We start from the raw sequence: 13,407 nt of genomic DNA, 5'->3' as shown, positions 1-13,407 counted from the left end.
ATGATAAGGAACAAGAGTATGAGCCAACGTACCCTGCTTCTGCTCAGCCAGGACAACAACCACTATGAGCGCCTGCTCAAGGCCGCCCGCCTTCCCCATCTGCACATACTGCGGGCCGACAACCAGAGCGACGCCGAGAAGCTGATCGGTGATGCCCACATCCTGATGGCCGAACCGGCACGGGCCAGACCCCTGCTGGCCAAAGCCGGCAGGCTGAGCTGGCTCCAGTCCACCTACGCCGGGGTCGATGTGCTGCTGGATGCCAGCTGCCGCCGCGATTACTTGCTCACCAATGTGCGCGGCATCTTCGGGCCGCTGATGAGCGAGTACGTGTTCGGCCACCTGCTCAGCCTGTCGCGCCAGTTGCCGCTCTACCGCGAGCAACAGCAGCAGCGACTGTGGCAGAGCCACCCCTATCTGGGGCTCAAGGGACGCACCATGCTGATCCTGGGCACCGGCAGCATAGGCCAGCACATAGCCCACACCGCCAAGCACTTCGGCATGCGGGTGCTCGGCATCAGCCACAGTGGCAATGAGCGCGCCGGCTTCGATCAGGTGTATCAACTGCCGGCACTGAACAAGATGCTGGCCCAGGCCGACGTCATCGTCAGCGTGCTGCCGGCGACCCGCGAGACCCGCCATCTGTTCACCGCCGATCGCTTCAACCACTGCAAGCCGGGGGCCATCTTCTTCAACGTCGGCCGGGGCAACGCCGTCCATGAAGGGGATCTGCTGGCGGCATTGCGCGGCGGCAAGCTGGGCACTGCAGTGCTGGATGTGTTCGAGCAGGAGCCCCTGCCCGCCGACAGCCCGCTCTGGCATCAGCCCAATCTCATCATCACTCCCCACAACAGTGCCTACAGCTTCCCGGAAGATGTGGCCCAGATCTTCATCCGCAACTACATCCGCTTCATCGACGGCCAGCAACTCGACGGCCGCATCGACTTCGACAAGGGTTACTGAGTCCGGGCCACCAGCAAAAAGGCCCCGCCAGATTGGCGGGGCCTTTTTGTATCCGCAGAGAGGGGCTCAACCCGCCTCCATTTCCTTGCGATAGCTCTTCACCTTGGCAAGGAACTGGCGCTTGTCCTTGCCGGAGAGCGGCTCCGCCATCGGCAGCTTGACCTTCATGGGGTCCACCGGACGGTTGTTGACTCGCACCTCGTAGTGCAGATGGGCACCGGTAGAGCGACCCGTGTTGCCGGAGAGCGCTATCTTGTCCCCCATCTTCACCTTCTGGCCGGGTTTGACCAGCAACTTGCTCAGGTGCAGATAGCGAGTCATCAGGGTGCGGCCATGCTTGATCACCACATAGGTGCCCGCGAGGGGATGGCGGGTCGCCTTGAGCACGACACCGTCGCCGGTCGCCATCACGGGCGTCCCCACCGGCAGGGCGAAGTCAGTCCCCTCATGGGGGCGGACCTGGCCGGTAATGGGGTGGCGTCGGGCCGGGTTGAAGCTGGAGCTGACCCGGTAGCGACTATGGGTCGGATACCGGCGGAAGCCGCGCTCCAGGCTGTTCGCCTGGCCATCATAATAGTTGCCATCTTCCGACAACCAGGCAGATACCGTCTTGCCCTGGCTGAACACTTCGACGCCCAGCAGCTGGGTGTTGCCGGTGCTCTTGCCCTCGACCGTCTCCTGTCTCACCAACACCTTGAACTTGTCGCCTCTTTGCAGATCCTTGGCGAAATTCAGGCGCCACTGGAACAGGTTGGCAATCTTCTGGATGTGGTTGGCCGGGATCCCCGCGTTGCGGGCGCTGACGTAGAAGCTGCCATTGATGACACCGTCATAGCTCTTCTGCTGCCACTGCACCTCTTCATTGAGCATGTTGGCGCTGTAAGTGTCGTCGGTACGCTCCAGCACCAGGGTCTGCTTGATGTTCAGGCGGATCTTCAGCTGCTGCAGTATGTTGTCCTGATCGATCAGCAACTCTATGGTCTGGCCGGGCTTGAGGCGGGCCAGATTGTTCTTGGCATCCGCATCCAGCACCTTGTAGAGGGTGGTGGTGGAGAGGCCGAGATTGTTGAAGATAGTGGTCAGGTTCTCGCCGTTGCGCACCCGGTAGTCCTGCCACTGGGGCGTGGCATCGGCCGGAATGTCATCTTCCGGCGCCGCGGCTTCCACCAGTTCGTGATCCGGGATGTCGTTGAAGTCGGTGTTGTCTTCGTTGGTTGCGGTGCCAGTGGTGGCAATCGGCAACTCCAGACGCAATGGCCGCTCAAGGATGTCACCTGGAGCTGGCAATACGGCTACCGCTGACAGCGTCATGGCCGTGAGCAATAGCATGGCGTAAAAATGCTTGCGGGGAACCGGGGGTTCCCAGTTGGCAGCCTGCGCTACCAAGGGACGGAGACGTTTCATCCGCTATCCTGTTATTAGATCTAAGGGTGGTAGTTGTGGGTCTGTTTATATGATTTTTTATTATGAAAACCGAATATCTGGGTTTTAGACCTAAATACTTACAAAAAGTTCATCGCGATATGCACGAAACTCACATTTTATGCATAACCTTCCTGCATGGGCAGAAATGATCGCCTTTTTCAGCCATTTTTTTCTATTTTTAAGAACCAAGTCCGGTTGCGTTCCCCCCCGGACCATCAGATGTTGCAAAAACATTTCCAGGGAGTGGGTATGTCATTGGCAAGATTGTTAAATGTAATCATCCTGATCCTGTTCATCATTGGTGCCATCCTGCTGCTCATGCTGGAGATCACCACGGTACGGCAGTCCATCCTCGATCAGATGTCGGCCAACCTGGAGACGGCCATCACGGCCCTGGGTCTGGTGCTGCAGGGCACCCTGCTCAACGATGACAAGGTGCTGGCGGAAACCATAGTCAACGCCATGTTCGATGGCGGCTTCGTCAGCTCGGTCACGCTGCTGGATCCCGATGGCCAGTTGCTGTTCCAGAAGGTCTTCCACACGGCCCAGCAAAATATCCCCAGCTGGCTGCCGGCTGTCGTCCACATGCCACCGGTCAAGATCGAACAGGAGCTCACCGACGGCTGGCGCATTCTGGGCACCCTCACCCTCGAGGGCCACGAAGGGTACGCCTACCAACACCTCTGGAACGCCATCAGCCGCACCGGACTGGCACTGCTCGCGGGGCTGCTGGTATTCACTCTGGTGATCACCTGGGTGTGCAGCCGCCTGCTGCGTCCCCTCGAACAAGTCAGCCTGCAGCTGGTGCAGATCCGCAAACGCCAGTTCAGCGGCAATCTGCCAACCCCATGGCTTCGCGAGTTGCAGGAGGTCGTGGTCTCCATCAACCAGCTGGTCTCCGAGCGCAAGCGGGATCTGCTGCAGCAAAGACTCAAGATCACCCAGCTCGGCAAACATGACAACCTGCAGGCCCATCAGAAACTCGCGGGACTGACCGACATCGCCAACGGCATGTACCTGCAACACTTTTTCTCAACTCAGGGAAACATCCGGCTCTATAGCCGGCTGCTGCCCCAGACCCCCCCCACCACGGACAGCTCGCCGGACGAGATCCGGGCACTGCTCAACGACTGGCTGACCCAGAAGGCGGAAGGGCTACAGCTCCCCCTCAGCCTGCTCAATCATCCCGACTGGGCACAGTTCGCCCCCACGCTGGCCAGCGCCAGGGGCAAGACCCTGGACTGGCGCTGGGATCTGGCAAGCTTCCCTCCCCTGGCCGAGGAGCATCTGGGAGCGCTTCAGGCCCAGGGTGTCGAGATGGCATTCAGCAATGTGCCCATGAACAACGACAACCTGACCAAGCTCGATCCCATCAAGCCGGTCTTCATCAGCTGCCAGCTGACCCAGGCCCCCCTCTACTGGAACCTGCTTTCCCAGTGTCTGCATGCCTCCGGTTATACCCTGCTGGCAGAAGCCGGCGACATCAACGACACGGATACCCTGCGCAGCTGGGGCATCGATGGCTATGCCAGCCAGGAGGCATCATGAGAATACCTATTCTATTGCTTGCCCTGCTGTGGCAGCCCGGCTCGCACGCTGTGTCCATGACCATAGGCACGGGGGGAGAGCAGGGTATCTATTACCAGGTCATCAAGGAGTTTTGCCGACTGGCTCACAAGAGCGACCCCGCACTGCAATGCAAACCGCAGGCCAGCTCGGGTTCCATCGAGAATCTGCGGCAGTTGCAAGCCGGAGACATCCCCTACGCCCTCGTCCAGTCTGACTGGCTCTATCAGGCCAGCCAGGGCACGGGAGCATTTGCCAAGCAACCCCAGCCCGAATTGAGAAGCCTCTTTGCCACCCACGCCGAGCCTTTCACCATAGTGGTGCGGGCCGATGGCGACATCACCACCCTGGAGCAACTCAAGCTGGCCCCCATCGACATGGGACTGAAGAGTTCGGGCACTCGCCAGACGGCGCTGGCGCTGTTCAACGTGTTGGGGGCAAAGGAGCAGGATCTCGATCTGAAGAGCGTGGCCAATCTGTCCGAAGCCTTGTGCAGCAAACAGATCGATGCATATGGGCTGGTGATGGGGCACCCGAACCGGATAGTGCTGGAGACATCCAAGCGCTGCGCCATCCATTTCATGGCCATCGAGGGCGCGACCCGGGATCAACTGCTGCAAGGCATCAAATACTACCAGCGCAGCCAGGTTCCGGCCCGCATCTATCCCGGCAACCTGAAAGCCACCCCCACCTTTGCCATCGCCGCCACCCTGGTGACCAATGCCGCCACGCCGGAGGAAGACGCCTATCGCCTGACCAAGGCCATGCTGAGCCAGCAGACCAGTTTCAACGAGCAGACCTATGGCTATGCCAACCTGTTCCACAAGGCGCGCAACAAGATAGGCCCGGTGCTGAACGCCCCGCAACATCCGGGGGCAGCAAGGTATTTCGAGGAGTTGAAAGCCGCAGGCAAGCTATAGCTGGCGACGGGGGGCTCGCAGATGTTCGCTGGAGAAGCGGCTCTGCATCGATTTCCACTGGGTCAGGCGATCGGCACTCCCGGCCAGCGTTCCCTCACGACGTGACTTCATGACCCAGATGCTCTTGGCATCGAAGCTGTAAACGGGTTGCAGGTCGTTGCGCTTGCTGCCGGGCAGGATGCGACCATTGATGTTGTCCAGTACCAGAGGGTCGGACTTGGTCGTCGGGAAATAGAGCGTCACCATGTGAAACTGGTTGTAACGGATCGCCTTCACATAGGCCAGCCGCAGCTTCTTCTCGTCAACGCCGAGCTCCATCAGGGTGTAGTACTTGGAGATGCTGTAATCCTCGCAGTCACCCCCTCTGGCCCCGATGAATTCCAGCGGATTGGCCCAATAGTCCTCGTCCCCCCAAAGCCTGGGATCCTCGCTGTAGGTCAGATTGTTGAAGTAGTTGTTGACCAGTTCCAGCTTCTGCTGATCCGTGGTGCCCGCTCTGGGCGCGAGCAGGCGGGAAAAGGCCTCGGCGCGCTGGATGGCCCTGGCGCCATAGACTTCCTGCATTTTTGCCTTCAGCTCGGGGCTGGCAATGTGTTCGGACAGGCGAGAGGCCTGCACACTGGCACAGAGCAGTGCCAGGGTGCAGGTGGGGACAAGCAATAATTTCATAGCTGACACTCCATATCAGACGCTGGAGGTCAGTATAGTTGGCTGCGGCCACCCCATAGGGCGAGTCAGGGATGCCTCAACGACACTGGGCGAAGGCGTCGGCCAGCTGTTGCATGAAGTGCGGATAAGCATCGGGACCAAGCGGCACCTGCTCACCCACTTCATCCAGCAGCAACACCTTGGCGCCAGTGTTGCGGGCGACCGATTCGATCACCGCAGGGGAAAATTGCGGCTCGGCATAGATGCAGCTCGCCTGTTTCTCTTCAAGCGCCTTGCGGATCTCCACCAGTGTCTTGGCGCCGGGGCGACGCTCCGGGCTCACGGTGAAGTGGCCCCTGGAGCTCATGCCGTAGTGACGCTCCCAGTAACCATAAGCCTCGTGAAACACGAAATAGCCCTTCTGGTTCACCACCTTCATCTGCTCGGCGATCACCTTGTCCTTGGCGTTCACCTTGGCATCGAACGCGGCCAGGTTGGCGGCATAACGGGCCTGATTGGCCGGATCCTGCTTGCCAAGCTCGGTCGCGATCGCCCTGGCAATTACCTTGGCCTGGGTCGGCCCCAGCCAGATATGGGGATCCACCCCCTCGTGGTGATGCCCCTCATGGCCTTCCTCGTGATCGTGGTCATCGTGCTCATGGGCGGCGTGATCATGGTCGTGGTCGTCATGATGAGCGGGATCCTGGCTGCCCTGAGTCGCGTAGTTGAACAGCGGCATCCCCGGAACCTGGGTCAGGGTCAGCTTGTGGGAATGATTGGCCAGCGGCTTGGCCATGAAACCTTCCAGCTCGGGGCCGACCCAGACCACCAGATCGGCGTCGTTGATGCTGCGAATATCGGAAGGACGCAGGGAGAAGTCGTGGGGAGAGGCACCGGTTGGCAGCAAGACGCTGGGCTCGCTCACGCCATCCGTGATGGCCGCCGCGATGAAACCAAGGGGCTTGATGGTAGTCAGCACCTCGAGGGCACGGACAGGCAGACTCACCGCCAGCAGCGCAGTGATCAGAGTAAGAATTCGCATAGAGGTCTCGTCAGGGAGTGAGTGTGTGATAATATAACAAACCAACGTCGCTGTTATATTATAACTCTCACAGGCTGTAAACCCCGGAGCTGTCATGACCCAACTGGTGGAGCTGAAAGAGGTCTGTCTGTCGTTTGACGGACGGTCCGTGCTCGACAAGGTCTCCTTTACCCTGAACAAAGGCAAAATCACCACCCTGGTCGGCCCCAACGGGGCGGGCAAGAGCACCCTGAGCAAGCTGGTGCTGGGCCTGCTCAACCCGGACTCCGGCAAGATCATTCGTCGTCGCGATCTGCGGGTCGGCTATGTCCCCCAGCGCCTCTATCTGGATCCCACCCTGCCGCTGACGGTGCGCCGCTTCCTGCAACTCGGCAAGAACAGCCGCCTCTCCATCGAGGAAGCGCTGGAGCGGGTCGGCGCCCAGGATCTGCGGGACAACCGGATGCAGAAGCTCTCCGGCGGCGAGATGCAGCGGGTGCTGCTGGCCCGCGCCCTGCTGGTCAAGCCCGAGCTGCTGGTGCTGGACGAACCGGTCCAGGGGGTGGATATCACGGGCCAGATCGAGCTCTACGCCCTCATCAGCCAGCTCGCCGCCGAGTTCAACTGCGCCGTGCTGATGGTCTCCCACGATCTGCACCTGGTGATGGCCAGCACCCACGAGGTGATCTGCCTCAATCGCCACGTCTGCTGCCACGGCGAGCCGGAGAGCGTGGCCCGTCACCCCGAGTTTGCCCGCCTGTTCGGGCGGCCGGAGCGGGAGGCGCTGGCGGTCTATACCCACCATCACCACTGCGACGGCGAACACCATCATCATGAGCCGCAGGTCCCCGTCATCCGCCTGCCGTCTCGCAATCCATAAGCGCAGTTAAGGACATTCAAGTGGACAGCTTTCTGTTATACGCCCTCGCGGCCGGCCTCGGCATCGCCCTGCTGGCCGGGCCCCTCGGCAGCTTCGTGGTGTGGCGCAAGATGGCCTATTTTGGCGATACCCTCTCCCACGCCTGCCTGTTCGGCATAGCGCTCGGCATACTGCTGCAGGTGGATCTCACCCTGGCGGTGGTGGTCTGCTGCCTCGCCATGGCCATGCTGCTGGTGATCATGAGCCGCAACCAGCAGGTGGCGACCGATACCCTGCTCGGCATCCTGGCCCACAGCGCCTTGTCGCTGGGCCTGGTCACCCTGAGTTTCATGGACAATGTACGGGTGGATCTGATGGCCTACCTGTTCGGCGACCTGCTCTCGGTGCAGCCCATGGACCTGCTATGGATCTACGGCGGCGGCGCCCTGGTGCTGCTCACCCTGTGGCGGCTGTGGGATCCCCTGCTCTCCATGACCATCTCGGAGGAGCTGGCGCGGGTGGAAGGGGTGCGGGTCGACGTGCTGCGCTGCGTGCTGATGCTGCTGATAGGCCTGGTGATCGCCGTGGCCATGAAGTTTGTCGGGGCGCTCATCATCACCTCGCTCCTGATCATTCCCGCCGCCACCGCCCGCCGCTTCAGCCAGACGCCGGAGCAGATGGCCGGCTTCGCGGCCCTGATCGGCTGTCTCGCCGTGCTGGGGGGGCTGACCCTCTCCTGGTTCCAGGACACACCGGCAGGCCCCTCGGTCGTGGTCTGCGCCACCAGCCTCTTTATCCTGAGCCAGTTCAAGAAAGCCTGAGCCTGGAGTGGCCTGATCCCAGCTGTCAGGCCACTCCCAATCTCGCCTCCTCGTTCATCCCCTGCCCCCTGTCCATTCTGAGCCAGCAGCCCAACCGGCTAGAGCGGCATGCTCTGGCGCGTCTCCATCATCAACCACTGGCGCAGCCGGCTGATGGCGGGCTCATGGGCCCGGGAGCGCTTGCAGGTGAAGTAGAAGGCATCTCCGGTCTCCAGCTGGTGCACCGGCAGGGCCACCAGCTGGGGATCGTCCGGTCGCAGCATGTAGTCGTTCACGAACGCCACCCCCTGATCCCAGGCCGCTGCCTCCATCGCCAGCAGCACATGGCTGAAGTGGTGCATCCGCGCCTCGTCCGGAATCACCAGCCCCCCCGCCTTGGCCCAGCGCTGCCAATCCTCCCCCCGCGCCTTGTAGATGGATTGCACCGAGAGCAGCGGCAACTGCCAGATGGCGGCAGGCCACTCCCCCTCCACCTGCTGCAACAGGCGACGGCTGCAGACCGGAAAGAGCCGCTCCCGATAGATGAGATCGTGGCAATAGCCGCGCCCGTGGGGGGAGACTGTGATGAAGCAGTCCGCCACCCGATCGGAGAGCTCGGGATCTTCCGCCACCATCTCGAGGCTCAGATCCAGCTCGGGGTAGAGCTGGCGCAGCCCGGCCAGCCTGGGGATCAGCCACTTCACCGCAAAGGAGCTGTAGACCGCGAGCCGCAGCCGCATCTCGCCGCCGCCGCGCAGCTGTTCGCTGCTCTGGGCTATCTGGCCGAGCCCGGCGGAGATCCCCTCGAAATAGCTCTCCCCCTGGGCGGTCAGTGACAGCAGTCGCCCCTGGCGCAGCAGCAGCCGCTCCCCCAGAAAGTCCTCAAGCAGGCGGATCTGGTGGCTAACCGCGCTCTGGCTGACATTGAGCTCCAGGGCCGCACGGGAGAAGCTGAGCAGGCGGGCAACCGCCTCGAAGTATTGAACGGCGCGCAAAGGAGGTAGCTTCATTATCCAAAATTCTCATGGATGGTGATTTTTTATCATTTTACTGGATAACAGGCATCAGACTACCCTTCCCTCATCTAACGTGGGAGGTGGTATGAACGCAGTCGGGATTGGCATCCTCTATCTGGTGCTGGGCAACATGGTGGCGGTCTTCTCCGATGCGCTGGTCAAGGTGCTGGAGCCGAGCCAGCCCGTGTTCCAGTTCGTCTTCTTCCGCCAGCTCTCCGCCGCCCTCCTGCTGGCGCCCTGGCTGCTCTGGTCCTGGCGGCGCAACCCGCCGGTGGCCATCAAATGGCACCTGCTGCGGGCCCACATCTGGGCGATCGGCGTCTGCCTGATGGTGGTCGCCCTCACCCGCTTGCCGCTGGCCACCGCCAACGCCCTCTTCTATGCAGCCCCGCTGCTGATGGTGCCGCTCGCGGTCTGGCTGGCAGGGGAGGCGCTGTCGCGCCAGAAGGTGCTGACGGCCCTGGTGGGTTTCATCGGTGTGCTGATAGTGCTGCGCCCGACCGAGGTGAACTGGGCCGCCCTTGCGGCGCTCGGGGTGGCGCTCTCCATGGCGGTCAACAACCTGCTGATCAAGCGGATCCCGCTCAAGCAGCCCATCGCCCAGACTCTGTTCTTCACCAACGTGCTGAGCATGCCCTTCATACTGGCGCTGGCCTGGTGGGAAGGGGGGAACTGGCAGTGGCAGATGTGGTGGCCCGCCTTCGGCTCCTCGGCGCTGATCATGGTCTATGCGGGCTTGTGCGTGGTGGCCTATCGCAAGGCGGAGGCGAGCAAGATAGCCTCGGCGGAGTACACGGGCCTGTTGATGGCGGTCGCCATCGGAGTCTGGCTGTTCGACGAACAGCCCGGTCTGCCGCTGCTGCTGGGGTGTCTGTGCATCATCTTGCCGCTGGTCGCCATGGCGCGCGGCAAGTCAAAACCGCTGGCAGAGCCGGCGGTCTGAATCAAAGCAGCAAGGGGGCAACCCGCTGCTGCAGATGGGGGATCACCTCCTGCTCGAACCAGGGGTTCTTCCTGAGCCAGAAGGTGTTGCGCGGGGAAGGGTGCGGCAACGGCAGCCAGCCGGGACCATACTCCCGCCAGCATTGCACCGTCTCGGTAAGGGACTCCTTGCCCGCCTCCCGCAGATAGTGGCGCTGGGCATACTGGCCGATCAGCAGGGTCAGCTCTATGTTGGGCAACAGCATCAGCACCTTGTCGTGCCAGGTGGGGGCACATTCTGGGCGCGGCGGCAGATCCCCCGACTTGCCCTTGCCGGGGTAGCAGAGCCCCATGGGCATGATGGCGATGCGGGACTCGTCGTAGAAGGTGGCCTTGTCCACCCCGAGCCAGTGGCGCAGCCGATCGCCGGATGGATCATCCCAGGGGATGCCGCTGGCATGGACGCGGGTACCGGGCGCCTGACCGATGATCAGCAGGCGAGCGCGCTCGCTGCCGCGGATCACCGGCCTGGGGCCGAGCGGCAGGTGGGCCTCGCACAGGCGGCAGGCCCGGATCTGTTCAAACAGCAGGTCTAGTCGGTTCATGGCCTGATGGTAACAGAGTTTCCGGCAGGATCCCGCTTGTGGAACCGGCGGCAGATACTTATCATGCGGCCATATTTGTTTAATTTAATAAACGGAAAGCGATGAAGAACTGGCTGGGCCCCGGCAGTGCGGCCCTCTCCTTCGTGCTCTGGGGCATGCTGCCCCTCTATTACCAGTTCATGCCCGAGATCAACATGTGGGAGCTGCTCTCCCACCGGGTGCTCTGGTCTGTTGTCCTGCTGGGCGGCCTCTTCCTGCTGCTCGGCGTGCGGGTCCCCTGGGCACGCCTGCGCAGCGAACCCCGCCAGCTCGGCCTCATCCTGCTGGCGGGCCCCGTCATGTCCATCAGCTGGTGCATGTTCACCTGGTGTCTGACCACGGGCCAGGTGCTGGCCACCAGCCTCGCCTTCTTCATGACGCCGCTGTTCAACATCGCCTTCGCCGTGCTCTTCCTCAAGGAGCGGCTCACCCCCCAGAAGCATCTGGCGGTCGCCCTGGCCCTGGCGGGGCTGGCCTACATGCTGTTCTCCTACGGCGAGCTGCCCTGGTTCTCCCTCATCATGGGGGCCAACTTCGCCTTCTACGGCCTCATCAAGAAGAAGGTGCGCCACGATGCCGGTGTCAGCCTCTATCTCGAGTCCCTGGCCCAGCTTCCCGTCGCCCTGCTGATCCTCGCCTGGCTGGGTCTGCACGGCATGAGCCAGTTCATGGCCGGTGACTGGGCCGACAAGCTGCTGCTGATGGGCAGCGCCCCCGCGACCCTGCTGCCGGTGGGGCTGTTCTGCTACGCAGTGGCACGCACCCGCATGAGCACTGTGGGGCTGCTGCAATACATAGAGCCGAGCCTCGCCTTCCTGCTCGCCATCTTCTGGTTTGGGGAGATCCCGGATCCGGTGAAATCGGTGGGCTTCGCCTTCGTCTGGGCCGGTCTGCTGGTGAGCCTGCTGCCCCTGCACCTGCTCAGGCGCGGCCGGGTCCAGTGGAAAGAGTCATGACGACGGACGTCTGTGCCGATAAGCCTGCAACTAACTGGTTTATCTATCTGGTACGCACCGGTGCGGGCTCGCTCTATGCGGGGATCAGCACGGATCCCGAGCGGCGCCTGCGCCAGCACCAGAGCGGCAAGGGCGCCCGCGCCCTGCGTGGCAAGGGGCCGCTGACCCTGGTGTGGCGCCAGGGGGTGGCGGACAAGGGCGAGGCGCTGCGCCTCGAGTATCGCCTCAAGCAGCAGAGCAAGGCATTCAAGGAGTGCCTGGTGCTCGACCCCGGACTCTGGCAAGACTGGAGCCAGCCCTGGCTGAGCGCCGATACAGCCCCCATCGAACCGTCCCCCTGAACCAGTCGCTCCCGCCATAAAAAAGGCCGCTGGGAGCAGCGGCCAAGGAAGGATCCGATAGCAGGGAGGCTTAACGGTAGGTGTTCGACTGCTTGCGCCTGTTGCTGAGCAACCAGCACACCGCCAGCACCAGCAGCAGCCAGGGCGCCAGCTTGATGACGAGGGCAAACATGCCGGCCAGGGCGCCAAACAGCACGAAGACCCCGCTCACCAGCAGCATGGCCAGCACGGTAAAACCGGTCAGCGCCATGGTCACCAGCACCAGCATCAAGACGATAAATTCCAGCATGTTGTGCTCCTCACAGGCTTGCAGTGGCCAGCGGGTCTGATCCGGGGATCAATCCAGCCAGCGTTTCAATTCACGACGGGGCGGCATCACCAGCACCGCCAGCAGATAGAGGGCCAGGGCCAGGGGCGGCATCAGGATAAGCGCCAGCAAGACCAGCACCCGCACCGTCACCCTCGAGATCCCGAGCCCGTTGGCCAGACCGGCACAGACCCCGGTCAGCTTGCGATGGGCCAGATCTTTGGGCCAGGGGCTCATGGTTATACCTCCGCCTTCCGACTTTTCAGGCGAGCCAGCTCGCGCTCAATCTCGTCGTTCAACTCCAGCTCGCGGAACTGGGCCTCCAGGGAGGGATTCTGCCCCAGGGTCGCCGCCTCCAGCTGGGCTTCCAGCTGATCGACCCGGCCCTGAAAGCCGTCGAAGCGGGCCATCAACTCATGCATGCGCTGGTTGTCCACCTGGGCGCGGGCACGGATCCGGCTATGGGCTGTCTGTTCGCGCAGGGTCAGCATCTTCTGCTTCTCGCGGGCCTCGGTCAGCTTGGTCGCCAGCCGCTCGCTGTCGGCGGTGAGCTGGGCCAGCACCTCGGCCACCCGGGCCTTGTCCTGCTCCAGTTGCTCGCACTTCTTGACCTCGGCCAGCTTCTCCGTGAGGGCGGCACGGGCCAGATCCTCACGTCCCTTCTGGATGGCGAGCTCGGCCTTGGCAGACCACTCCTGGATCTGGTGGCGCAGCGCCTGCTGATGGCGCTCCAGCTGTTTCTGTTCGGCGATGACGCGGGCGGCCTGGGTTCTCATCTCGATCTGCACCTGCTCCATCTCTTCGATCATCAGACGCAGCATCTTCTCCGGCTCTTCACTCTTGTCGAGCAGGCTGTGCAGGTTGGCATTGATCACGTCGGTCAGGCGGCTGAATACGCTCATGGTCTGGCTCCTTGTTGATGGGATGTCACTCTCTTCCCATGGCATTACAAGAGCCGTGCCAAGATAATTTATTTTTGTTTTACAGATAGATGGAGACTTGGCATTGCCATCTCAAGGC

16 protein-coding genes are annotated in these 13,407 nt (G+C 62.2%); 8 read left to right on the top strand and 8 right to left on the bottom strand.

Annotated features, from left to right (window positions below; all coding sequences use genetic code 11):
• Positions 1–18 precede the first annotated feature (18 nt).
• Positions 19–963 carry a D-2-hydroxyacid dehydrogenase gene (locus tag AC3WR3_RS06415; RefSeq protein ID WP_202047463.1) on the top strand — a complete coding sequence of 315 codons (945 nt, stop codon included), beginning with the start codon at positions 19–21 and terminating at the stop codon, positions 961–963.
• A 66-nt stretch (positions 964–1,029) separates the two neighbouring features.
• Here the strand turns inward: AC3WR3_RS06415 and mepM are convergent, their stop codons facing one another.
• On the bottom strand, positions 1,030–2,367 hold the full coding sequence (gene mepM / locus AC3WR3_RS06410) for a murein DD-endopeptidase MepM (RefSeq protein ID WP_139438705.1): 1,338 nt from the start codon (positions 2,365–2,367) through the stop codon (positions 1,030–1,032).
• Positions 2,368–2,637: 270 nt separating this feature from the next.
• On the opposite strand from mepM, the gene AC3WR3_RS06405 reads away from it, so the two are divergent.
• Positions 2,638–3,936, top strand: coding sequence for a LapD/MoxY N-terminal periplasmic domain-containing protein (locus AC3WR3_RS06405; RefSeq protein WP_492291476.1), 1,299 nt, complete (start codon positions 2,638–2,640; stop codon positions 3,934–3,936).
• Complete coding sequence (locus tag AC3WR3_RS06400) at positions 3,933–4,874, top strand: TAXI family TRAP transporter solute-binding subunit (protein WP_492291475.1); 942 nt, start codon at positions 3,933–3,935, stop codon at positions 4,872–4,874. The genes AC3WR3_RS06405 and AC3WR3_RS06400 overlap by 4 nt, the downstream gene beginning before the upstream one ends.
• On the opposite strand, the gene AC3WR3_RS06395 is transcribed toward AC3WR3_RS06400, so the two are convergent.
• Together AC3WR3_RS06395 and znuA are read right to left on the bottom strand one after the other, a co-directional pair.
• A complete protein-coding gene (locus tag AC3WR3_RS06395; protein ID WP_111913433.1) occupies positions 4,869–5,543 on the bottom strand; it encodes a transglutaminase-like cysteine peptidase in 675 nt (224 codons plus the stop codon). The genes AC3WR3_RS06400 and AC3WR3_RS06395 overlap by 6 nt on opposite strands.
• A 76-nt stretch (positions 5,544–5,619) precedes the next feature.
• Complete coding sequence (gene znuA / locus AC3WR3_RS06390) at positions 5,620–6,564, bottom strand: zinc ABC transporter substrate-binding protein ZnuA (RefSeq protein ID WP_492291474.1); 945 nt, start codon at positions 6,562–6,564, stop codon at positions 5,620–5,622.
• Between the two features lie 94 nt (positions 6,565–6,658).
• Here znuA and znuC point away from each other — a divergent pair, with 94 nt between their 5' ends.
• The gene (gene znuC / locus AC3WR3_RS06385; RefSeq protein ID WP_492291473.1) at positions 6,659–7,423 is read left to right on the top strand and encodes a zinc ABC transporter ATP-binding protein ZnuC; all 765 of its coding nucleotides are present in this window, start codon (positions 6,659–6,661) and stop codon (positions 7,421–7,423) included.
• A 20-nt stretch (positions 7,424–7,443) separates the two neighbouring features.
• Positions 7,444–8,223 carry a zinc ABC transporter permease subunit ZnuB gene (znuB, locus tag AC3WR3_RS06380; RefSeq protein ID WP_042001991.1) on the top strand — a complete coding sequence of 260 codons (780 nt, stop codon included), beginning with the start codon at positions 7,444–7,446 and terminating at the stop codon, positions 8,221–8,223.
• A gap of 98 nt (positions 8,224–8,321) precedes the next feature.
• Here znuB and AC3WR3_RS06375 read toward each other — a convergent pair whose 3' ends face one another.
• Complete coding sequence (locus AC3WR3_RS06375) at positions 8,322–9,212, bottom strand: LysR substrate-binding domain-containing protein (protein ID WP_025325605.1); 891 nt, start codon at positions 9,210–9,212, stop codon at positions 8,322–8,324.
• Between the two features lie 91 nt (positions 9,213–9,303).
• Between AC3WR3_RS06375 and AC3WR3_RS06370 the strand changes: the two genes are divergently transcribed.
• On the top strand, positions 9,304–10,161 hold the full coding sequence (locus AC3WR3_RS06370) for a DMT family transporter (protein WP_139438720.1): 858 nt from the start codon (positions 9,304–9,306) through the stop codon (positions 10,159–10,161).
• A gap of 1 nt (position 10,162) precedes the next feature.
• On the opposite strand, the gene AC3WR3_RS06365 is transcribed toward AC3WR3_RS06370, so the two are convergent.
• A complete protein-coding gene (locus tag AC3WR3_RS06365; RefSeq protein WP_139438723.1) occupies positions 10,163–10,744 on the bottom strand; it encodes a uracil-DNA glycosylase family protein in 582 nt (193 codons plus the stop codon).
• Positions 10,745–10,845: 101 nt separating this feature from the next.
• On the opposite strand from AC3WR3_RS06365, the gene rarD reads away from it, so the two are divergent.
• Both rarD and AC3WR3_RS06355 read left to right on the top strand, forming a co-directional pair.
• Positions 10,846–11,739 carry an EamA family transporter RarD gene (gene rarD / locus AC3WR3_RS06360; RefSeq protein WP_319916848.1) on the top strand — a complete coding sequence of 298 codons (894 nt, stop codon included), beginning with the start codon at positions 10,846–10,848 and terminating at the stop codon, positions 11,737–11,739.
• Positions 11,736–12,080 (top strand): GIY-YIG nuclease family protein, encoded by a 345-nt coding sequence (locus AC3WR3_RS06355; RefSeq protein WP_492291472.1) that lies wholly within the window; start codon positions 11,736–11,738, stop codon positions 12,078–12,080. Before rarD ends, AC3WR3_RS06355 begins: the two co-directional genes overlap by 4 nt.
• Positions 12,081–12,150: 70 nt before the next feature.
• Here the strand turns inward: AC3WR3_RS06355 and pspG are convergent, their stop codons facing one another.
• Genes pspG through pspA form a run of 3 tightly spaced genes read right to left on the bottom strand, consistent with a single transcriptional unit; the run spans position 12,151 to position 13,289 of the window.
• The gene (gene pspG, locus AC3WR3_RS06350) at positions 12,151–12,369 is read right to left on the bottom strand and encodes an envelope stress response protein PspG (RefSeq protein WP_139438733.1); all 219 of its coding nucleotides are present in this window, start codon (positions 12,367–12,369) and stop codon (positions 12,151–12,153) included.
• A 48-nt stretch (positions 12,370–12,417) separates the two neighbouring features.
• Positions 12,418–12,624 (bottom strand): PspC domain-containing protein, encoded by a 207-nt coding sequence (locus AC3WR3_RS06345; RefSeq protein WP_492291471.1) that lies wholly within the window; start codon positions 12,622–12,624, stop codon positions 12,418–12,420.
• 2 nt (positions 12,625–12,626) lie between these two features.
• Positions 12,627–13,289 (bottom strand): phage shock protein PspA, encoded by a 663-nt coding sequence (gene pspA / locus AC3WR3_RS06340; RefSeq protein WP_492291470.1) that lies wholly within the window; start codon positions 13,287–13,289, stop codon positions 12,627–12,629.
• Positions 13,290–13,407: the final 118 nt, after the last annotated feature.

It is taken from the genome of Aeromonas sp. EU05-FHT14A05 (assembly GCF_058791175.1).
Note: the sequence above shows the minus strand (reverse complement) of the source record. Positions and strands in the feature narration are given on the sequence as shown.